At 69.7% G+C, this 21,273-nt stretch carries 17 protein-coding genes and 1 pseudogene; 2 read left to right on the top strand and 16 right to left on the bottom strand.

Translation table 11 applies throughout. From position 1 onward, the window contains the following. Nucleotides 1-35: 35 nt before the first annotated feature. The 5 genes and pseudogenes from ACEVFP_RS07995 to gltB all read right to left on the bottom strand — a co-directional run bounded on the left by ACEVFP_RS07995 (nucleotide 36) and on the right by gltB (nucleotide 8,967). A complete protein-coding gene (locus ACEVFP_RS07995; RefSeq protein WP_375003191.1) occupies nucleotides 36-659 on the bottom strand; it encodes a hypothetical protein in 624 nt (207 codons plus the stop codon). A 124-nt stretch (nucleotides 660-783) separates the two neighbouring features. Then, nucleotides 784-1,155: pseudogene (locus tag ACEVFP_RS07990) on the bottom strand (hypothetical protein); the annotation flags it as partial. Between the two features lie 216 nt (nucleotides 1,156-1,371). Continuing rightward, nucleotides 1,372-2,829: a pyruvate kinase gene (pyk, locus tag ACEVFP_RS07985; protein WP_375003189.1), complete on the bottom strand. Its 1,458-nt coding sequence runs from the start codon at nucleotides 2,827-2,829 to the stop codon at nucleotides 1,372-1,374. A gap of 98 nt (nucleotides 2,830-2,927) precedes the next feature. After that, nucleotides 2,928-4,412: a glutamate synthase subunit beta gene (locus ACEVFP_RS07980; protein WP_375003187.1), complete on the bottom strand. Its 1,485-nt coding sequence runs from the start codon at nucleotides 4,410-4,412 to the stop codon at nucleotides 2,928-2,930. Then, the gene (gene gltB / locus ACEVFP_RS07975) at nucleotides 4,405-8,967 is read right to left on the bottom strand and encodes a glutamate synthase large subunit (RefSeq protein WP_375003186.1); all 4,563 of its coding nucleotides are present in this window, start codon (nucleotides 8,965-8,967) and stop codon (nucleotides 4,405-4,407) included. Before gltB ends, ACEVFP_RS07980 begins: the two co-directional genes overlap by 8 nt. A gap of 261 nt (nucleotides 8,968-9,228) precedes the next feature. Between gltB and ACEVFP_RS07970 the strand changes: the two genes are divergently transcribed. Next, on the top strand, nucleotides 9,229-10,539 hold the full coding sequence (locus ACEVFP_RS07970; RefSeq protein WP_375003185.1) for a DUF222 domain-containing protein: 1,311 nt from the start codon (nucleotides 9,229-9,231) through the stop codon (nucleotides 10,537-10,539). 4 nt (nucleotides 10,540-10,543) lie between these two features. Here ACEVFP_RS07970 and lgt read toward each other — a convergent pair whose 3' ends face one another. The 4 genes from lgt to trpC all read right to left on the bottom strand — a co-directional run bounded on the left by lgt (nucleotide 10,544) and on the right by trpC (nucleotide 14,362). Next, the gene (lgt, locus tag ACEVFP_RS07965) at nucleotides 10,544-11,437 is read right to left on the bottom strand and encodes a prolipoprotein diacylglyceryl transferase (RefSeq protein ID WP_375003183.1); all 894 of its coding nucleotides are present in this window, start codon (nucleotides 11,435-11,437) and stop codon (nucleotides 10,544-10,546) included. Next, nucleotides 11,434-12,231 carry a tryptophan synthase subunit alpha gene (trpA, locus tag ACEVFP_RS07960; RefSeq protein WP_375003182.1) on the bottom strand — a complete coding sequence of 266 codons (798 nt, stop codon included), beginning with the start codon at nucleotides 12,229-12,231 and terminating at the stop codon, nucleotides 11,434-11,436. The genes lgt and trpA overlap by 4 nt, the downstream gene beginning before the upstream one ends. Beyond that, nucleotides 12,228-13,454 (bottom strand): tryptophan synthase subunit beta, encoded by a 1,227-nt coding sequence (trpB, locus tag ACEVFP_RS07955; protein WP_375003181.1) that lies wholly within the window; start codon nucleotides 13,452-13,454, stop codon nucleotides 12,228-12,230. The genes trpA and trpB overlap by 4 nt, the downstream gene beginning before the upstream one ends. Before the next feature lie 101 nt (nucleotides 13,455-13,555). Beyond that, complete coding sequence (trpC, locus tag ACEVFP_RS07950; RefSeq protein WP_375003179.1) at nucleotides 13,556-14,362, bottom strand: indole-3-glycerol phosphate synthase TrpC; 807 nt, start codon at nucleotides 14,360-14,362, stop codon at nucleotides 13,556-13,558. Between the two features lie 197 nt (nucleotides 14,363-14,559). Here trpC and ACEVFP_RS07945 point away from each other — a divergent pair, with 197 nt between their 5' ends. Continuing rightward, a complete protein-coding gene (locus ACEVFP_RS07945; RefSeq protein ID WP_375003178.1) occupies nucleotides 14,560-14,988 on the top strand; it encodes a DUF4190 domain-containing protein in 429 nt (142 codons plus the stop codon). Between the two features lie 58 nt (nucleotides 14,989-15,046). On the opposite strand, the gene ACEVFP_RS07940 is transcribed toward ACEVFP_RS07945, so the two are convergent. Genes ACEVFP_RS07940 through hisF form a run of 7 tightly spaced genes read right to left on the bottom strand, consistent with a single transcriptional unit; the run spans nucleotide 15,047 to nucleotide 21,216 of the window. After that, nucleotides 15,047-15,487, bottom strand: a complete 441-nt coding sequence (locus ACEVFP_RS07940) for a DUF2752 domain-containing protein (RefSeq protein WP_375003176.1) — start codon at nucleotides 15,485-15,487, stop codon at nucleotides 15,047-15,049. A gap of 22 nt (nucleotides 15,488-15,509) precedes the next feature. After that, the gene (locus tag ACEVFP_RS07935; protein WP_375003174.1) at nucleotides 15,510-15,749 is read right to left on the bottom strand and encodes an HGxxPAAW family protein; all 240 of its coding nucleotides are present in this window, start codon (nucleotides 15,747-15,749) and stop codon (nucleotides 15,510-15,512) included. 46 nt (nucleotides 15,750-15,795) lie between these two features. Continuing rightward, nucleotides 15,796-16,374, bottom strand: coding sequence for a Trp biosynthesis-associated membrane protein (locus ACEVFP_RS07930; protein WP_375003173.1), 579 nt, complete (start codon nucleotides 16,372-16,374; stop codon nucleotides 15,796-15,798). After that, the gene (gene hisI, locus ACEVFP_RS07925; protein WP_375003171.1) at nucleotides 16,371-16,709 is read right to left on the bottom strand and encodes a phosphoribosyl-AMP cyclohydrolase; all 339 of its coding nucleotides are present in this window, start codon (nucleotides 16,707-16,709) and stop codon (nucleotides 16,371-16,373) included. The genes ACEVFP_RS07930 and hisI overlap by 4 nt, the downstream gene beginning before the upstream one ends. 49 nt (nucleotides 16,710-16,758) lie before the next feature. Continuing rightward, nucleotides 16,759-18,567: an ABC transporter ATP-binding protein gene (locus ACEVFP_RS07920; protein ID WP_375003169.1), complete on the bottom strand. Its 1,809-nt coding sequence runs from the start codon at nucleotides 18,565-18,567 to the stop codon at nucleotides 16,759-16,761. Next, entirely contained in the window at nucleotides 18,564-20,465 is a 1,902-nt protein-coding gene (locus ACEVFP_RS07915; protein WP_375003168.1) for an ABC transporter ATP-binding protein, read from the bottom strand. Before ACEVFP_RS07915 ends, ACEVFP_RS07920 begins: the two co-directional genes overlap by 4 nt. Next, nucleotides 20,455-21,216 carry an imidazole glycerol phosphate synthase subunit HisF gene (gene hisF / locus ACEVFP_RS07910; RefSeq protein WP_375003166.1) on the bottom strand — a complete coding sequence of 254 codons (762 nt, stop codon included), beginning with the start codon at nucleotides 21,214-21,216 and terminating at the stop codon, nucleotides 20,455-20,457. Before hisF ends, ACEVFP_RS07915 begins: the two co-directional genes overlap by 11 nt. Between the last annotated feature and the right edge of the window lie 57 nt (nucleotides 21,217-21,273).

Genomic DNA, 21,273 nt, shown 5'->3' with positions numbered 1-21,273 from the left:
CTCGCACAACCCTCGGTTCCAACGACATGGCGATCTCAGATCAGTTCCAGCACAGGCCCTTCATGGACAGCCCGGTATATGGCGTTACGTATCGCATTGGCCTGGTCCGAGGTGAGTGTGCGGTCGATGGGGCGGAGCACGATCCGCAGCAGAAGGTTGACCTGGCCGGCCTGTGTGCCGAGCCGAGCGCGCGCTGCCTCGGTCAGTTCCTCGTGCGTCGTGCGGTCGAGCACGTCGATGGACTCGATGACGTCCGCGTCGTCGCCGAGGGCGATGCGGATGCGGTCGCCTAGCGTCTCCTCATCCTCCTCTGCACTCAGGACCACCGAGATGTCGCGCCGCGCCGCCGGCAGCAGCGAGACGTGCTGCCACGGCTCCAGAGTCCCCATCTGGGCGGCGATGCGCGGGTCTTCTGCCCGGAGATAGCGAATGTCGGGGATTCCTTTGCGCAGCATCAAGGCCCGCTCCAGCCCCATGCCGAGAGCAAGGCCGGACCACTGATCCGGGTCGAGACCTGAACCACGCAGTACCTCCGGATGGATACGTCCGCACTCGGCAAGCTCGAGCCACTCGCCCTCGTGCAGGACGTCGATCTGCCGGCCGCCCACCGTGTAGGGGTGCGAGACATCGGTCGTCCTCCACTCGGCGCTCGGAAGCACCGCCTCGACCCAAGCGGCCGATCATCCTGAGCATGTCCTCGTCGCCCGTGTCCGGCGTACTGCGGATGCGCCAGAGATCAACCTGGTGCGGCTCGCCCACATGGCTGCGATCGACGACGTCACGCCGGTAGACGAGGCCCGGAGCCACGATCAACTCATCGACCTCGCCACGTCCCGCGTAGTCCTCGAGGGCGGCCGGGAGCTCCGCGCTCGTATGGCTGCGGAGCATCACTGTGGGGCTGACGTAGCGGGTGTACCGACGGGCACGGGTGACATCGTCGCGGTCGTAGCCCAGGCGGTCGTAGTTCTCACGCACGGGCACGATCGGAGAGTTGCGCACGGAGCGGACTGAAGCACCCCACTCGGACTGCAGCGCATCCACGACGGACGCGAGAAGGGTCTGTATGACGTGCCCGCCCTGAGCGGGATCAGTGAGGTCGCGCAGGTTCAGTGCGCGGCAGAGCTGGTCAGAAGTCAGATAGTCGGCGTGCGACATGAGGAGGTCTCCGAGAGGGTTGCAGGTTGTCAGAGGAGAAGAAACTTCCCCCGGCCGTACCTGCGGAGACCTACTGCGCTACGAGCGCACGTCAATGACCCCGCGGCCATCACCCGGCCGGGGGTCCCGAAATCGCTGCTGCCCAAGCACAGCACCAGGGTACCTGTGCGACCGGCCGTCAACAACGAACGTCAACGACCTCCTGGCCAGCAAGAGCTAGTGCTGCGGCTCATCCAGCTCATACGCCGGCACCACACGGTTGATGGCATCGCCCATCCGGTGGATCCGCAGCGCGTTGGTGGAGCCGGGGATGCCCGGAGGGGCACCAGCGACGATGACCACCTCGTCGCCCTCGCTGCACCGCGCGACCTCCAGCAACGCCTTGTCGACCTGCATCACCATCTCGTCGGTGTGCTTGACCTCGGGCACCAGGAAGGTCTCCACGCCCCACGTGAGCGCGAGCTGGTTGCGGGTCAACGGGTCCGGTGTGAAGGCGATGATCGGGATCGGCGAGCGGTAGCGCGCCATGCGCCGCGCCGATCCGCCGATCGTGGTGAAGGCGACGACGTATCGGGCGTCGATGGCTTCGGCGACCTGGGAGGCACCGCGTCCGATGATGCCGGTGCGCGTCTTGGGCGTCCACGTGTAGGCCGCCATCCGTGGCAGGCCGTGGTCCTCGGTGGACTCCACGATCCGCGCCATCGTGCGGACGGTCTGCATGGGGTACTCCCCCACGCTCGTCTCGCCGGACAACATCACCGCGTCGGCACCGTCGAGGACGGCGTTGGCGACGTCGGAGGCCTCCGCGCGGGTGGGGCGCGGGGCGGAGATCATCGACTCCAGCATCTGCGTCGCCACGATCACCGGCTTGGCGTTGCGGCGGGCCTTCTCCACGATGAGCTTCTGGACGATCGGCACGTCCTCCAGCGGAAGCTCGACGCCGAGGTCGCCGCGAGCGACCATGACGCCGTCGAAGGCGTCCATGATCTCATCGAGGTTCTCCACCGCCTGGGGCTTCTCGATCTTGGCGATGACCGGACGGTGCACGTCGACCTCGCGCATGACCCGACGCACGTCGTCGGCGTCACGGGCGTTGCGCACGAACGACAGGGCCACGAAGTCGACGCCCTGCGCCAGCGCGAAGCGCAGGTCACTGATGTCCTTCTCGCTCATCGCCGGGACGCTCACGGCGACACCCGGCAGGTTGATGCCCTTGTTGTTGCTGACCGTGCCGGGAACCTCGACGGTGGTGACGACGTCGTTGCCGCTGACCTGCAGCGTCCGCAGCCGGACACGGCCGTCGTCGATGAGGATCTCATCGCCCGGGGCGACGTCGCCGGGCAGTCCCTTGTACGTGGTGGAGCACCGCGCGGCATCGCCGGGGACGTCGTCGACGGTGATGGTGAAGCGGTCGCCCAGGGCGAGCTCCACGGGCCCGTCGGCGAAGCGGCCGAGCCGGATCTTGGGGCCCTGGAGGTCCGCGAGCACCGCGATGGCCTTGCCGGTCCGCTCGGCGGCGGAACGGACGTGAGCGACGTTGGCCTCGTGGTCGGCATGCTCGCCGTGGCTCATGTTGAGCCGGGCGACGTCCATGCCGGCCTCAGCCAGCTGGAGGATCCGATCAGAGGTGTTGACGGCTGGTCCGAGGGTGCAGACGATCTTGGCTCTACGCACTCCCTGAGCCTATCGAGTCGCGGGTCGTACCGGCGAGTCACCGGCCCGTCAGGTCCGTCGGTCGGCCACGGACCCGTGGCCGACCGGTGTGCCCCGGCTCAGACGACGAGCGGGCGGTCGTCGGGGTTGATCGGGCGGGGCAGACGGCTGTCGGCGCCGGAGAGGAAGGCATCGACGCCGGCGGCAGCCGAACGACCCTCCGCGATGGCCCACACGATGAGGGACTGGCCGCGGCCGGCGTCGCCCGCCACGAAGACACCCGGGACGCTGGACATGTAGCTGCGATCGCGGCGGATGTTGCCACGCTCGTCGAGATCGACGCCGAGCTGCTCGACCAGACCTTCCTGCTGCGGTCCGGTGAAGCCCATCGCAAACAGCACGAGCTGCGCCGGAATGGTCCTCTCACTGCCAGGGACCTCCTGGAAGGAGCCGTCGACCATCTCGACCTCGACGATCCGCAGACCCGCGACGTTGCCGTCGTCGTCCCCGATGAACTCCTTGGTGGAGACCGAGTAGGTACGCTCGCCGCCCTCCTCGTGGGCCGAGGCGACCCGATAGATCATCGGGTACGTCGGCCACGGTTGGTTCTCCGGACGCTCCTCGCCGGGCTGGGGCATGATCTCCAGGCTCGTCACCGAGCGCGCCCCTTGACGGATCGACGTGCCCAGGCAGTCAGCGCCGGTGTCACCGCCACCGATGATGACGACGTCCTTGTCCGTGGCGACGATCTGGTCCGGCACCTCTTCGCCGAGTGCGACGCGGTTGGCCTGCGGCAGGAAGTCCATGGCCTGGTGGATGCCACCGAGCTCGCGTCCGGGCGCAGGCAGGTCACGTCGCACCGTCGCGCCGATCGCGAGCACGACGGCGTCGTAGCGGTCGGTGAGCTGGGAGCCCGTGAGCTTGTCAGTCACACCGACGCCCCCCACCTCAACAGCGCAGCGAAAGACGGTGCCCTCCTTGCGCATCTGGTCGATGCGCCGCTCGACGTGCACCTTCTCCATCTTGAACTCCGGGATGCCGTACCGCAGCAGGCCGCCCGGCTTGTCGTCCCGCTCGTAGACAGCGACGGTGTGCCCGGCACGGGTGAGCTGCTGCGCGGCTGCCAGGCCGGCGGGACCGGAGCCGATGACGGCCACCGTCTTGCCGGTGAGCCACTCCGGCGGCTCGGGGCGCACGTTGCGCCACTCCCATGCGCGGTCGATGATCGAGACCTCGACGTTCTTGATCGTCACCGGGTCGCGGTTGATCCCGACGACGCAGGACGTCTCGCACGGGGCCGGGCACAACCGGCCGGTGAACTCCGGGAAGTTGTTGGTGGCGTGCAGCCGGTCGATGGCCTCGTTCCAGTCGTCGCGCCAGACCAGGTCGTTCCACTCCGGGATCAGGTTGCCCAGCGGGCAGCCGTCGTGGCAGAACGGGATGCCGCAGTCCATGCAGCGGCCCGCCTGCTCGGAGATGATCGGCAGCAGCGCCCGGCCGGGCCCACCCGGGTAGACCTCGTTCCAGTCGTTGACACGCTCCTCGACGGGGCGTCGCTCCGCGACCTCGCGCGGGGTCGTGATGAAACCTCGGGGATCAGCCATTCGCGGCCACCTCCATCATCCGTGCGGTCGTGTCCTCATCGGAGAGTCCCTCCGCCTCGGCCTGCTCACGCGCCTGGAGCACCTTGCGGTAGTTGACGGGCATGATCTCGGTGAACCGAGCCAGCGACTGCTCCCAGTTCTCCAAGAGCTGCTCGGCGACGCTGGAGCCGGTCTCCTCGGCGTGCTGGCGCACCAGCGCGTGCAGCTGCTCGGCCGCACCGTGAGGGTCGATGCTGGCCTCCACGGGGCGCAGCTCCACCATCTCCGGGTTCACGAGGTCGTGGTCGAGGTCGAGGATCCACGCCTGTCCACCGCTCATGCCGGCGGCGACGTTGCGGCCGGTGGGCCCGAGCACCACGACACGACCACCGGTCATGTACTCGCACGCGTGATCGCCCACACCCTCCACCACCGCACTGACGCCGGAGTTGCGGACGCAGAACCGCTCCCCCACGACGCCGCGCAGGAAGATCTGCCCGCCCGTCGCGCCGAAGCCGATGACGTTGCCGGCAATGATCTGCCCCTCGGGGGCGAACTGCACCTCACGCGGTGGTCGCACCACGATGCGACCACCGGACAGGCCCTTGCCGACGTAGTCGTTGGCGTCGCCCTCCAGGCGCAGCGTGATGCCGCGGGGCACGAACGCGCCGAAGGACTGCCCGGCCGAGCCGAGGAACGTCAGGTCGATCGTGTTCTCCGGCAGGCCGTCGCCGCGGTGCGCCTTGGTGAGCTCGTGCCCGAGCATGGTGCCCACCGTGCGGTTGACGTTGCGGATGTCGAGCTGCGCACGGACCGGCTCGCCGTTCTCCAACGCCGCCGTGCACATCTTGATCAGCTCGGCGTCGAGCGCGACGTCGAGCCCGTGGTCCTGGCCGCTCGTGCAGTACAGGTCGCTGCCCTCGGGAAGCTCGGGCTTGTACAGGATCGGCGAGAGGTCCAGACCCTCGGCCTTCCAGTGGTCTACCGCATCGCGGACGTCGAGCATGTCGGCCCGGCCGACGGCCTCGTCGATGGAGCGAAAGCCCATCTCGGCCAGGTACTCACGCACCTCCTCGGCGATGAACTCGAAGAAGTTGACGACGTACTCGGCCTTGCCGGAGTACTTCTCGCGCAGCAGCTTGTTCTGCGTCGCGACGCCCACGGGGCAGGTGTCGAGGTGGCAGACGCGCATCATGATGCAGCCACTGACCACCAGCGGGGCCGTGGCGAAGCCGAACTCCTCAGCACCCAGCAGCGCGGCGATGACGACGTCGCGACCGGTCTTGAGCTGGCCGTCGCACTGCACGACGATACGGTCGCGCAGGCCGTTGAGCAGCAGCGTCTGCTGCGTCTCGGCCAGGCCCAGCTCCCACGGCCCACCGGCATGCTTGAGCGACGTGAGTGGCGAGGCACCCGTGCCCCCGTCGTGCCCGGAGATGAGCACGACGTCGGCCTTGGCCTTGGACACGCCCGCCGCGACGGTGCCTACGCCGACCTCGGAGACCAACTTCACGTGGATCCGCGCCGACGGGTTGGCGTTCTTCAGGTCGTGGATCAGCTGCTTGAGGTCCTCGATGGAGTAGATGTCGTGGTGCGGCGGCGGGCTGATGAGCCCGACTCCGGGCGTCGAGTGCCGGGTCTCCGCCACCCACGGGTACACCTTGGGGCCGGGCAGCTGGCCACCCTCACCCGGCTTGGCGCCCTGCGCCATCTTGATCTGGATGTCGTCGGCGTTGGAGAGGTACTCGCTCGTCACTCCGAACCGTCCCGAGGCGACCTGCTTGATCGCCGAGCGGCGGGTCGGGTCGTAGAGGCGGGCCGGGTGCTCGCCCCCCTCACCGGTGTTGGACTTGCCGCCGAGACGGTTCATCGCGACCGCCAGGGTCTCGTGAGCCTCCTGGCTGATCGAGCCGTAGCTCATCGCACCGGTGGAGAAGCGCTTGACGATCGCGCTGACCGGCTCCACCTCGTCGATCGGCACCGGCGGACGCGCACCCTTGGTGAACCCGAACAGACCGCGCAGGGTCATGAGCCGCTCGGACTGGTCGTCGACGCGGTTCGTGTACTGCTTGAAGATGTCGTAGCGACCCGTGCGCGTGGAGTGCTGGAGACGGAAGACCGTCTCGGGGTCGAAGAGGTGCTCCGGCCCGTCACGACGCCACTGGTACTCCCCGCCCACCTCCAGGTGGCGGCGGCGCCCCACGATGCCGTGCGTCGGGTAGGCCTTGGCGTGACGTGAGGCGACCTCGCGGGCGATGACGTCCAGACCGACGCCGCCCAGCTTGCTGGCCGTGCCCGTGAAGTAGGTGTCCACGACCTCGTGGGAGAGCCCGATGCACTCGAAGATCTGCGCCCCCGTGTAGGACGCGACGGTCGAGACGCCCATCTTGCTCATGACCTTCAGGACACCCTTGCCGAGTCCGTACGCCAGGTTGCGCACGGCCTGCTCCGGCTCCACGTCGGTGATGAACACCGCCTCGCGGGCCAGGTCCTCAGCCGACTCCAGGGCGAGGTAGGGGTTGACCGCGGTGGCGCCGTAGCCGATGAGCAGGGCGACGTGGTGCACCTCGCGGACGTCGCCGGCCTCCACCAGCAGACCGGCCTGCGAGCGCAGCTTCTCGCGCACCATGTGGTGGTGCACCGCACCGGTGAGCAGCAGCGACGGGATGGGAGCCAGGTCGGCGTTGGAGTGCCGGTCCGAGAGCAGGATGATCCGGGCGCCGTCGGCGACGGCGGCCGAGACGTCCTCGCAGATCTCGTCGATCTTGGCCTTCAGCGCCTCACCGCCGCCGTGGACGTCGTACAGGCCGCGGACCACGTGCACGGCGAATCCCGGCATGTCGCCGGCGGAGTTCATGTGCCGGATCTTGGCCAGCTCGTCGCTGTCGATCACCGGGAACGGCAGCTGCAGCATGCGGCAGGAAGCGGGACTGGGCGCCAGGAGGTTGGTCTCGGGGCCGATCGTGCCCGCAAGGGAGGTGACGACCTCCTCACGGATGGCGTCCAGCGGCGGGTTCGTGACCTGCGCGAACATCTGCGTGAAGTAGTCGAACAGCATGCGCGGTCGTTCGGAGATCGCCGCGATGGGCGTGTCGGTGCCCATCGAGCCGATGGCCTCGGCCCCCGTGCGGGCGATCGGCACGACGAGCTTGCGCAGCTCCTCCTCGGTGTAGCCGAAGACCTGCTGACGACGCGCCACCGATGCGTGGGTGTGGATGATGTGCTCGAGGTCGGGCAGGTCGTCGAAGCGGACCAGCCCGGAGTAGAGCCACTCGTCGTAGGGGTGCTCGGAGGCCAGCTGTCCCTTGATCTCCTCGTCCTCCACCACCCGGTGCTCCTCGAGGTCGAGCAGGAACATCCGGCCCGGCTCCAGGCGGCCCTTGCGGGTGATCGTGCTGGGGTCGAGGTCGAGAACTCCGGACTCGGAGGCCAGGACGACCAGGCCGTCCTCGGTGATCCAGTAGCGGCCGGGCCGCAGGCCGTTGCGGTCCAGGACCGCGCCGATCTGGTTGCCGTCGGTGAAGCACACGCACGCCGGTCCGTCCCAGGGCTCCATGACGCCTGCGTGGAACTCATAGAACGCCCGACGTGCGGGGTCCATCTCCTCGTCGTTCTCCCACGCCTCGGGGATCATCATCATCACTGCGTGCGGGAGCTCGCGTCCGCCGAGGTGCAGCAGCTCCAGCACCTCGTCGAATGACGCGGTGTCCGAGCCCTCGGGGTCACAGATGGGAAAGAGACGCTCGATGTCGCCGGGGATGAGGTCGCTCGCGAGGGTCGCCTCCCGGGCGCGCATCCAGTTGCGGTTGCCCCGCGCGGTGTTGATCTCGCCGTTGTGGGCCACGAACCGGAACGGGTGGGCCAGCGGCCAGCTCGGGAACGTGTTGGTCGAGAACCGGCTGTGCACGATGGCCAGCGCGGACTCCATGCGCTCATCACGCAGGTCGGGGAAGAACTCGTCGAGCTGCTCGGTGGTGAGCATGCCCTTGTAGATGAGGGTGCGCGACGACAGCGACGGGAAGTAGACCTTGGCCTCGTGCTCGGAACGCTTGCGCAGGCAGTAGGTGAGACGGTCCAGCTCGATGCCGGTGCGCGGCTCCCCGACGGCGGCGACGAACATGAGCGCGAACGACGGCATGGCGCCCCGCGACATGGACCCGAGGATGTCGGGGTTGACGGGGACGTCGCGCCAGCCGAGGACCGCCAGGCCCTCCTCCTTCGCCAACGCCTCGATGTCCACGCGTGCCTGCGCCGCCTCCTCGGGGTCGACGGGCAGGAACGCCATACCGGCGGCGTAGGCGCCGGCCTCGGGCAGCTCGACGTCGACCGCCTCGCGGGCGACCTCGCGCAGGAAGCGGTCCGGGACCTGCATGAGCATCCCCGCGCCGTCACCGGTGTCGGGCTCGCCACCCACAGCGCCGCGGTGGTCGAGGTTGCGCAACGCCGTCAGCCCGTGCTGGACGATCTCGTTGCTCGGCACGCCGGTGAGCGTCGCCACGAAGGCCACGCCGCAGGCGTCGTGCTCGAACTGCGGGTCGTACAGGCCCTGGGCGGGCGGGTGGGACGTGAAGTGCATCGAGACCCCTGCGCGTCGTCGGAAACAAGGTGTGGGAACGCCGATGGCGTTCCGCTCGGGACGACGTTGGCCCAAGTCAGCATGGTGAGTTTACACGCGGGCCGGGGGTCGGGGAAACGGGCAGGCACGTCGATCCGTTCGATCGGGGCGTGGTGGCCCAACCGGCTCGTGACCAAGCAGGCTTGACGAAGATTTCTTTCGAACACTCTTGCGTAATCATGATTCTTCTGCCAGACTGGAGTCCTACTGATCGGGGACCGCATGAGCGTCGAGGCACTGGCACCACACCCGGTGCCGGCGTGCGTGCAGCGGATCGAGCAGGCGCTCGATGCCCTCTCCCCCGAGGCCTGGGCCGGGTTGGAGCCCCAGGAGGTGCGCAGCCTGACGGCGCGGCTGTCACGGGCACAGTCCCGCATCACCGCCCACACCATGGCTGCGGCCCGCGTGCTCGAGGAGGCCGGCACTGCCAGGCACTGCGGCGCCACCTCCACCGGAGACCTGCTGTCCCGTGACTTCGGTGGAGACCGTGGCGCGGGCGATGCGCTCGTGCGCACCGCCCGGCGCATCCAGGAGCAGACCACCCACACCCAGCAGTCCCTCGCCGAGGGTCGCATCTCCACCCGCCAGGCCGATGTCATCTCCCGCGGCCTCGCCGCCCTGCCGGGCTCCGCCACGGCCGAGCAGCGCGATCTCGCCGAACGCACCCTGCTCAAGGACGCCGAGAAGCTCAGCGTCAAGGACCTGCGACGCCGTACCGACCGGCTCACCGACGTCTACCGCGAGAACACCGACGACGTCGACGCCGACGAGGACGCCCTGCTGCGCGCCCGCGAGCATCGCGCCCGGGCCAGGACGCGTTTCTCCCTGTGGGACAACCACGACGGCACTCACTCCGGACGGTTCGTCATCGGTGAGGCCGCCGCCACCATGCTCAAGACAGCCCTCGACGCCCTCGCCGCGCCCCACCAGCAGGTCGGGCACGACGACGCGCAGGGACGGCACACCGAGACCGGCTTCGGGGAGAGCTACCCGCAACGCCTCGGCCACGCCTTCACCACCCTCGTCGGACTTCTCCCAGCCGACCAGCTGCCCAGCAACGGCGGCGTCAGTGCCGTCGTCACCGTCAACCTCGACTACGAGACGCTGATGGGTGGGCTCAAGGCCGCACAGCTGTCCGACGGCACCCGCGTCTCCGCCGGCGAAGCACGGCGCATGGCCTGCACGGCCGGCATCCTGCCCATGGTCCTCGGCGGCACGTCACTCCCGCTGGACCTGGGCACCCCCACCCGATACTTCAATCGCAGCTCCCGCCGCGCCATGGAGAAGCGCGACGGCGGCTGCACCGCACCCGGCTGCGACCGGGACTCCCGCTGGTGCGAGGCCCACCACCTCACCCCGCACTCCGTCAGCGGCGTCACCGACATCACCGACGGCGCACTGCTGTGCACCTTCCACCACCATCGCGTCCACGAACAACACTGGTCCGGCCGCGTGAATCCCGACGACGGTCACATCGAGTGGAAGCCGCCCGGCCATCGCATCTGGCAACGCAACCACCGATGGAGACCATGAGACCTCAGGTCCGATCGTCCTCGGCATCGTCGGCCTCAGCCACCTCGGCCGCATCAGCGGAGATATCGCCCTGCACGCTTGCCGATTCTCGGTCCTGCCTGCTGCGGCGAGTGGTCCACCAGAGCATGAACGCACCGAGGGCGAAGACGAGGATCGACGTCCACACGTTCAGCCGGAACGGTCCGATCAGGTTGGCGGTATCGATGCGCAACGCCTCGATCCAGACCCGACCCGCGGTGTAGAGCATGACGTAGAGCCAGAACGCCCGTCCGTGCGTGAGCCGGAAGCGACGGTCCACGGCGACGATGAGCGCCGCAGCCGCGAGATTCCAGATCATCTCGTACAGGAACGTCGGATGGAACGTCTCGAACTGCTCGAACCCACTCGGACGATGGACGGGGTCGATCTCCAGACCCCACGGCAGGTCCGTGGGCCGTCCGAACAGCTCCTGGTTGAACCAGTTGCCAAGCCGGCCGACGGCCTGCGCCACCAACAGACCCGGCGCGAGGGCGTCAGCGAACTCACTGAAACGCACCCCGTAGCGCCGGCAGGCGATGTACGCACCGAGCGCACCACCTGCCACCGCGCCCCAGATGCCGAGCCCGCCGTTCCAGATGTAGAACGCCTCCACGGCGTTGCGGCCCTCACCGAAGTACAGCTCCGGGGACGTGATGACGTGGTAGATCCGCGCACCGACGATGCCGAACGGGATCGCCCAGATGGAGACGTCGCCCACGGCGCCCTTGCGTCCGCCCCGGGCGACGTAGCGTCGCTCGGCGATCCAGATCGCCAGCAACGCGCCGATGATGATCCCGAACGCGTACGCCCGCAGCGGCAGTGGACCGAGGTACAGCACACCGGTCTCGGGGCTCGGGATGGATGCGACGAGACCGGTCATGAGCGCTCCACCCCGGCACGGAGCTCGCGGGCCAGGTCGTGCACGGAGCCGATGCCCTCCTGTGTCGATGCGGCATCGAGCATCCGACGCACGATGGCCGAGCCCACGATGACCGCGTCGGCGAACTGCGCCACCTCGTGCGCCTGCTCACCGTTGCTGACACCCAGGCCCACACCGACCGGCTTGTCAGTGACCTCGCGCAGGCGGGCGACGAGCGTCGGTGCGAGCGAGCTGGTCTGCTCGCGCTGCCCGGTGACGCCCATGACGGCGGTGGCGTACACGAAGCCGCTGGCCGCCTGCGAGGTCATCGCCAACCGAGCTTCGGTGGAGGACGGCGAGACCAGGTAGATGCGGTCCAGGCCATGGGTACGCGAGGCGGCGTCCCACTCCGCGCCCTCGTCGGGGATCAGGTCGGGCGTGATCAGCCCGGCTCCCCCGGCGGCGGCCAGGTCGGCGGCGAAGCGGTCGACGCCGTAGCGCTCGACGGGGTTCCAGTAGGTCATGACGACGGTGGGCGTGCCGGTGGCCGCCGTCGCCCCGACCACGTCGAGGACGTCACGCACCCGAAAGCCCGCCGTGAGGGCCTGGTCGGCCGCCGCCTGGACCGTCGGGCCGTCCATGACCGGATCGCTGTACGGGAGTCCGACCTCCACGAGGTCGACGCCGCCGTCGATCATCGCGGCGATCGCCGCCTTGGACGTCTCGAGGTCGGGGAAGCCGGCGGGCAGGTAGCCCACCAGTGCGGCGCGGTTCTCGGCGCGGGTCCGCTCGAACAGCTCGTCGATCGCGCTCACGTCCGCTCCTGCCCGTCCTCGTCCAGCAGCCCGAAGTACTCCGCAGCCGTGTGGACGTCCTTGTCGCCCCGGCCGGAGAGGTTGACCAGCAGTGTCGCCTCAGGCCCGACCTCTCGGGCCAACGCCACCGCGCCGGCGAGCGCGTGCGCCGACTCGATGGCAGGGATGATGCCCTCGGTGCGGCACAGCAGCTCGAAGGCCGCCATGGCCTCGGCGTCGGTGGCGGGGACGTACTGGGCGCGCCCGATGTGCGCGAGGTGGGAGTGCTCGGGCCCGACGCCCGGGTAGTCCAGACCGGCGGAGATGGAGTGCGACTCCACCGTCTGACCGTCCTCGTCCTGCAGCAGGTAGGAACGCGCGCCGTGCAGCACACCGACGTCGCCGCCGGTGATGGTGGCGGCGTGGCGCGCGGTCTGCACACCGTCACCCCCGGCCTCCACTCCCAGGAGGCGGACGTCGGCGTCGTCGATGAAGGCAGTGAACAATCCGATGGCGTTGGATCCGCCGCCGACGCAGGCGATGGCAGCGTCGGGCAGTGCCCCGGTCAGCTCCAGGCACTGGGCGCGCGCCTCGTCGCCGATGCCGCGGGTGAGATCACGCACCATCAGGGGGAACGGGTGCGGCCCGGCCGCGGTGCCGAACAGGTAGGACGTGTGGTCGACGCTGGCCACCCAGTCGCGCAGCGCCTCGTTGATGGCGTCCTTCAGCGTGCGGCTGCCCGAGCGCACGGGCACCACCTCGGCACCCAGCATCCGCATGCGAGCGACGTTGAGCGCTTGACGCTCGGTGTCCACCTCTCCCATGTAGACCGTGCAGTCCAGGTCGAGATAGGCGCACGCGGTGGCCGAGGCGACACCGTGCTGGCCCGCGCCGGTCTCGGCGATGGCCCGTGGCTTGCCGATGCGCTTGGCGAGCAACGCCTGCCCCAGCACGTTGCGGATCTTGTGCGCGCCGGTGTGGTTGAGGTCCTCACGCTTGAGCAGCACACGGGCACCGACCTGCTCGGAGAACCTGGTCGCCTCGTACAACGGGCTCGGGACGTTCGCGTACTCACCGAACATGCGATCAAGCTCAGCGTTGAACGTGGGGTCCTGACGAGCGTCGGCCCACGCCTCGGCGAGCTCGTCCAGTGGGGCGACGAGTGCCTCAGGCATGAAGCGGCCACCGAAAAAACGGCCGAAGTGGCCCGTGGCGTCAGGCTGGGCGTACGGCTGGGGAGACATCACAGCGGACCTCGGGGTGCGGGACGGTCAGGAACGATCAGAGGACACGGGATCGTCACCATCGCGCCGCCGTGCGGGTGCGCAGATCGATCCGTCGCACGTCAGCCCCGGTGCTGCAGGGCCGGGTGGGAACCAGCGGCCACGAGATCGGCCACCGTGGCCCGCGGGTCGTCGCCACGGACCAAGGTCTCGCCGACGAGCACGACACCGGCACCCAGTCGGCCGTACTCGATGACGTCGTGCGGTCCCCGGACGCCGGACTCAGCCACCGTGACCACCCCGGAGGGCATGGCCGGGACGAGCCGTTCGAACGTCGTGCGGTCGACCTCAAGGGTCTTGAGGTTACGGGCGTTGACCCCAACCAGGTCCGCTCCTGCGTCGAGGGCGCGCAGCACCTCGGGCTCGTCGTGCACCTCCACCAGTGGCGTGAGACCGATCGACCGGGCACGCTCGACCAGGCTCACCAGGGCATCCTGCTGCAGTGCGGCCACGATGAGCAGCGCCATGTCGGCACCGGCAGCCCGTGCCTCCCACAGCTGGTAGGAGGTGGTGATGAAGTCCTTGCGCAGGACGGGGACGTCGACGCGAGCGCGCACCGCCCCCAGGTCGGCCAGCGTCCCGCCGAAGCGTCGCTGCTCGGTGAGGACGCTGATCGCGGCCGCGCCACCGTCGGCGTAGTTCTCCGCGAGGGCAGCCGGGTCCTTGATGGAGGCCAGTGCGCCCTTGCTGGGACTGGCCCGCTTGACCTCCGCGATGACGCTGACACCGTCCGCGCGGAAGGCGGGCATCGGGTCCAGCGCCGGATCCTGGCGCTGGGCGGCCTCCTTGAGGTCCTCCAGCGGTCGCTCAGCCATCCGGACCGCGAGATCGGCCTGCACACCTTCGATGATGTCGTCGAGCACGGTCATGCTGCACTCACGCCCTCAGAAGACGAAGCACACGACCGCGAGCACATGGCGCCTCGCCCGTTCACTCGCTGACGCTCGCCCATGGGTGCCCTCCCTCGACTCAGCCGTGCGGGTCTGCTGACTCCCAAGGGTAGACCTGCCCGGACACGCCGGACCCAGGGGTGCCTTCTCAGCAGATTCTCACTAGGGTCGTGGCCATGACATCGAACACTCCGCCCCCGGGCGACCCTCAAGACCCCCAGCAGCCGGGCAATGGTTCGGACCTGCCGTCCTACGGCTCGGTCCCGCCGCCCCCGGGTGACGGAAGCTACCCGCCGCCCCCGCCGGGCGGCGGTGACTTCGGCGCCGCTCCCCAGACCAACAAGAAGGCCCTGTGGTCGATGATCCTGGGCATCGTCGGCCTGCTGTGCTGCGGCATCCTGCTCGGCATCCCGGCGATCATCCTGTCCGTCATCGGCAAGCGTGAGATCGCCGAGTCCGGTGGTCGTCAGACCGGCGGCGGCATGGCCACCGCCGGTCTCATCCTCGGCATCATCGCCGTCGCATGGAGCGTCATCTACGGCATCCTCCTGGCCGCCGGCGTGGTCGACCTCTCCTTCTCCGGAAGCACCGACACCACGTTCTGAGGGAGGCACCAGCAAGGGCCGGCGAGCAGCTGCTCGCCGGCCCTTCTCTGTGCTGTGGCTAAGGGGCGAGTCCGGCGCCCCACGGGGTGAGCCTGACGATGCCGAACAGCAGGAACGCCACCAGCAGGACGGCAGCCACGCGGCCGTTGAGACGCAGCATGCCGCCGGCGTCCCCGCGCCAACGGCGCACCACCCAGGCCACCCACGCGAGGGCGACCGCTGCCATCGCGACCACGACGAACGCGTTGCTGGAGACCGCCGCCGGGACGTCGAGCTGGGTGAGGTTGTTGACGGCACGCAGCCCACCGCATCCGGGGCACGGCTGACCGGTCAGCATCAGGAACGGGCAGAACCCCCACGACCCTTCCTGGTGGGGATCACGCAGCGCCAACGCCAGCACGGCGGACCCGGCTGCGAACGCCATGAGACCCGGCGCAAGCAGCAGCTCGGCACGGCGCCGGTGCGTGAGGACGCCCGGAGCGGGAGCCGAGGACGTCATGGCGTGACCACCGACCGGACGGTCAGCTCTCGGCGACGACGCTGTGATGCTCGTCGCCGGGAGCCTGCTCGCCGGGACGATCCAGGCCGAGCCCGGCCGCTGCCATGACCATGCCCACGGGGCCGGAGGCCAGGGCCAGGACGGTGCCGATCGTGAACAGCACCCAGTTCGGGTTGGGGATCAACGCCACGCCACCGATGGTGATGCCGGCCAGGCAGAGCAGGACGGCGGTCCAGGAAGCCTTCGACGATCCGTGCGACATGGGGTGCTGCTCCTCAACAAAGGGCGGTACGGGTGTGGGCAGCAGCCTACTCGGTGGGGTCGCGGCCGTCATCGAGTGCCTTCCAGAGATCCTCGTCGGCGTCCACCGCCTGATCGCCACGCGCCCGTCCCGGCGCGTCGTAGCGCCCCCCCATGACGGGCCAGGCAGCCGCCCACCGCACCACGAGGACCCCGAGCGTCGCCGCGACGACACCGGACAGGACGGTCAGGCAACGCCACCACGTCACCGCGACGTCCTCGGGATGGTTGGTCCCGGTGAACGACGGCGACTCCGCCACCAGTCGGTCGAGGGCGTCCAGCGTCGCTCCCTGAGCACTCGCCGCCAGAACCGCCGTGGTGAGCCCCAGCAGCACGACGAGACCGCCCACGGCACGCCGCCACCGGCCACGGGTGGCGAGGACGGCCAACGCTGCGGTGACGATCACCACCCCGAGCGCCGCGACGACCGGCACAGCCTGGTTCCCCGACGCGGTGACGGCATCCTGCGGCACCCCGGTGCCGCGCACCGTGGCCGTGCCCCATGGGCGCGAGGCCGTGAGCACGACGGCCCCACCGGCCGCGAGGATCGCCAGGACGACCGGCCCGTAGAGGCGTCGGGCGTTCACAGCAGCCGGTCGCGCTCGAAGCAGGTGTCGGCGCCGGTGTGGCAGGCCGGCCCGCTCTGGTCGACCAGGACGAGGAGGGTGTCGCCGTCACAGTCCAGCCGGACCTCCCGGACGTGCTGGACGTTACCGGACGTCTCCCCCTTGACCCACAGCTCACCCCGGCTGCGGCTCCAGTACGTGCCGCGACCCGTCGTGAGGGTGCGGTGCAGTGCCTCATCGTCCATCCAGGCCATCATCAGCACGGCCCGGGAGGTGGCGTCCTGCACCACGGCCGGCACCAAGCCGTCGGCGGTGCGACTGAGCCTGGAGGCGATGGCGGGGTCGAGTGCACTCACGGGTCCATCCTCTCAGGCGACACCAGAGTCCTCACCGCGACGAGCGCCCTCACTCCGGAAGGTTCAGGGAGGCCTGAGCCACCCAGCTGGCGTGCAGGCGCGAGTAGACACCCCCGGCACCGACGAGCTCGTCATGGGTGCCGTCCTCCACCAGCCGGCCCGCGTCGAAGACGAGCACGCGGTCCGCGTTCTCCGCCGTCGTCAGCCGGTGCGCGATCGTGACGCTGGTGCGGCCGTCGAGCAGCCGTTCCAGGGCCCTGGTGGTCCGCAGCTCGGTCTGCGGGTCGACGGCGCTCGTGGCCTCGTCCAGCACCAGGAAGTCCGGATCGGCCAGGGCCGAGCGGACCAGCGCCACCAGCTGACGCTCCCCCGCCGACAACGACTCGCCACGCTGCCCCACACTGGTGTCCAGCCCCGCCGGCAGCGAGGCGAACCAGTCGACGAGACCGAGGTCGGCGACGGTGGCGAGGAGCTCGGCGTCGGTGGCCCCGTCACGGCCGTACCGCAGGTTGTCGCGCAACGTGGCATCGAACAGGAACCCCTCCTGCGGCACCATGAGGACGTGGCGGCGCAGCTCGTCGAAGGCGACCGAGGCGATGTCGGTCTCTCCCAGGCGCACCGTCCCCGTGGTGGGGTCCATGAGCCGGGTGAGGAGCTTGGCGAACGTCGTCTTGCCCGACCCCGTCTCCCCCACCACGGCCACCCGCTGGCGCGGTTCGATGACCAGGTCGACGTCGCTCAGGACCGGCGGCCCGCCCGGGTAGGCGAAGCCGACGTGCTCGAACCGGGCCCCCAGCACCTCATCGGGCAGCCGGACGCCGCTCGCGCCCGGGTCGAGGACGTCGGCCGGCGTGTCCAGCAGCTCGATGACGCGGCGCCACGACGCGATGGCGTTCTGGGCCTCGGTGAGTACCTGGGTGGCCATCTGCGCCGGTCCGACGAGCAGCCCCACGAGGAAGGCGAACGCGATGACGGTGCCCATGGAGAGTCCGCCCGCGACCCCGAGGACCACACCGGCGGCGACCGCTGCGGCATTGGCCAGGCCGCCGGCCAGACCGGCCGACGCGAAGGTGACCGCCACCAGCTTCTGGGCGCGGACGTTGGCCTGCAGGTTGCCGTCGATCCCGCCGTCGACCCGACGCTGGGTGCGCTGCTCGATGGCGTGTGCCCGCACCACCGACGCTCCGACGACCGGCTCGGCGACGACGGCCAGCATCTCGCCGACCGTGCGTCGCACCGTGTCGTAGGCGCGGCTGAGCCGGGAGGCGAAGTACTTCAGGCTCACGGCCAGCGGCAGGAAGCACAGCCACACCACGAGGGTCAGCTGCCAGCTGTAGAAGGCCATGACGACGGTGGCGACGACCATCTGCCCGAGGCTGAGGACGATCATGATCCCGGTCATCTGCAGGAAGATCGAGACCTGGTCGATGTCCGACGTCACGCGCGAGACGAGCACACCTCGACGCTCGGCGTTCTGCGTGAGCATCGAGAGGTCGTGGACGTGACGGAAGGCGGTGACACGCAGCTCGGCGAGTCCGCGCTCGCTGGCCACGAACAGTCGCACACGCATCCAGTACGCCACCAGACCGGTGAGCAGGACGAGGGCGAGCGCCAGCCAGAGCGCGCCCGCCACGTCACCGAACGACGTGCTGCCGCCCTCCCCCAGCCCGGCGTCGATCGTGCGCTGGATGACGATGGGCACCACGGCGCCACCGATGGTGCTGACCACGGCCAGCAGCACCGTGAACCACAGGCCCTCCTTGATGGCCGGGGAGAGCGCCAGGCCGCGTCGCACGATCGTGGTGCCGGTCTCACGCAGGGTCGTCACGCCCGGCAGGCTCGGCTCGGCGCCGGTCATGACTTCCTCGCCTGGTCGTAGGCGTCCACGAGGTCGCGGTACGTGTGCGAACGGGCGAGCAGCTCGGTGTGTGTCCCACGCTCCACGATCCGTCCCTCCTCGAGCAGCACCACCTCGTCGGCCAGCGCGATCGTGGCCTTGCGGTAGGCCACCACGACCACGGTGGGGCCGTCCCCTCCGCTGGTGCGCTCGGCCAGGGCACGCAGGATGCGCTGCTCGACCTCCGGGTCGACCGCACTGGTCGCGTCGTCCATGACGAGCAGCCGAGGGCGACGCACGAGGGCGCGCGCCAACGCGAGCCGCTGACGCTGGCCGCCGGACAGCGTGGTGCCACGCTCGCCCAGCTGGGTGTCCAGCCCGCGGTCCAACGCCGCCACGAACCCGTCGGCCTGCACCAGGCGCAACGCCTGCCAGATGTCGTCGTCGGACACGTCCGCACCCAACGACACGTTCTCACGCACGGAGTCGTCGAACAGGAACGTGCCCTGCGGCACCACCGCGACCGTCTGGGCCACGGCGTCGTGCGTGAGGTCGCGCAGGTCGATGCCGTCCAGCTCGACCGTCCCACTCGTGGGATCGACCAGGCGCGACAGCAGTGTGGTGACCGTGCTCTTGCCGCTGCCCGTGGCTCCGACGAGAGCCGTCACCGTGCCCGCCGGCACGTCGAGGTCGAGCCCGTCGAGCACGTGGTCGGGACTTCCGCTCTGCTCCACTGCCCCGCCGGGGGCACCGAAACGGTGCGTGACACCGCGCAGCCGCAGGTCGACCGCGCCCGAGCCGGGCACCATGCCGTCGCCGTAGACCATCTGGCCCCGGGTGCTAAGCACATTGTCGACCCGGTCCCAGCCCACGACGCTGCGCGGCAGCTCACCGAGCACCCACCCGATCGCTCGCACCGGGAAGGCGACCACGGTGAACAGGTACGCCACCTGGACGACGTCGCCCGGCTCAGCGGCCCCCGACGCGACCCGGCCCACGCCGAGCACGATGACCAGCAGGATGCCGAGGTTGGGCAGGGCCTCCAGGAGAGGATCGAAGATGCTGCGGATCCGGCCCACCTGGATGTTGGCGTCGCGCAGCTCCTCGGTGGCCCGGGCGAACCGCTCGGTCTCATCAGCCTCCCGACCGAGGGACTTCACGACCATGGCGCCGTCGAACGACTCGTGCGCGACGGCGCTGAGGTCGCCGCGCAACGACTGGGCCCGTGCCACCTTGGGCGAGAGCCAGCGCTGGTAGAAGACGTTGATGCCGAACAGGGCCGGGAAGACCACCAGCCCGACGAGGGTCAGCACCAGGTCGGCCTCGATCATCGCCACCAGCGCCGCGGCGAGCATCGCGATGACACCCACGGCCATCGGCAGCGGCATGAAGACCGCCCACGCCGCCTCGACGTCGGCGTTGGCGTTGGACAACAGCTGGCCGGTGGGGTGCCGGTGGTGCCACGACATGGGCAGCACGAGGTACTTGCGCGTGACCTTGCGTCGGTACGTGGCGACCAGCCGGTAGTAGACGATCCCGCCGATGAGCCGTCGCCCGATGACGCCGAGCGCTCGCAGCATCGCCACCAGCATGAACATCCCCACGGCTGCCCACAGCGCTCCCTGGAGCACCTCGCCACGCTCGAACGACGGCCGGATCACGTTGTCGGTGGCCCATCCGAGGACCCAGGCGTCTGCCACCGTCATGGCGCCGAAGAGCACGCTGCCCACGACCGACAGGGAGAACAACCAGCGTTGCTCGCCGATGCCCCGGCCGAGCAGGCCGAAACCCCGACGCATGATCCGGTCAGGTTCGGCCGAGCCCAGGTCCGCGGTGTCGGCCGGCTCCTCGACGAGCCCCTCAGGAACCCCGCCAGCGCCGTCGTCCAGGGTGGGGCGCAGTGTCGTCCTACCTGACATCGTGTCCAGCTGCTCGCAAGGTCTCTTTCACCTGTTCGATCCTCAGCTCCCCGAAGTGGAAGACACTCGCGGCAAGCACTGCGTCGGCGCCGGCGTCCACAGCAGGGGCGAAGTGCTCCAGCCGTCCGGCACCACCGCTGGCAATGAGCGGCACCTGTGTAACGTCACGGACCGCCCGAATCATTTCCAGGTCGTACCCGTCCCTCGTGCCATCGGCGTCCATGGAGTTGAGCAGGACCTCCCCGACGCCCAGCTCGTCGGCCCGCCGGACCCACTGCACGGCGTCGAGCCCGGCGGACCGGCGACCACCGTGCGTCGTGACCTCGAAGCCGCTGGACGTCTCGGCACTGCGACGAGCGTCGACGCTGAGCACGAGCACCTGGTTGCCGAATCGGTGGGCGATCTCGGCGAGGACCTCCGGCCGGTCGATCGCCGCGGTGTTGATGCCCACCTTGTCCGCACCGGCGCGCAGGAGGCGGTCGACGTCCTCGACCGTGCGCACCCCTCCCCCGACGGTGAGCGGGATGAAGACCTCCTCGGCCGTGCTGGAGACGACCTCATAGGTGGTCTCCCGGCTGCCCGAGGACGCCGTGATGTCCAGGAAGGTCAGCTCGTCGGCACCGGCGGCGTCGTAGACACGAGCCATCTCGACCGGGTCACCGGCGTCGACGAGATCGACGAAGTTGACGCCCTTGACCACCCGGCCGGCGTCGACGTCCAGGCAAGGGATGACACGAACCGCGACACTCACCCGGTGAGCCTACCGACCGGCACCGACGTCCTCGGGCCCAACCGGTGTTGGCAGGCG

This window comes from Aeromicrobium sp. CTD01-1L150 (genome assembly GCF_041951745.1).
Lineage (GTDB): Bacteria > Actinomycetota > Actinomycetes > Propionibacteriales > Nocardioidaceae > Aeromicrobium.
This window is presented reverse-complemented; position numbering and strand designations above follow the sequence as displayed.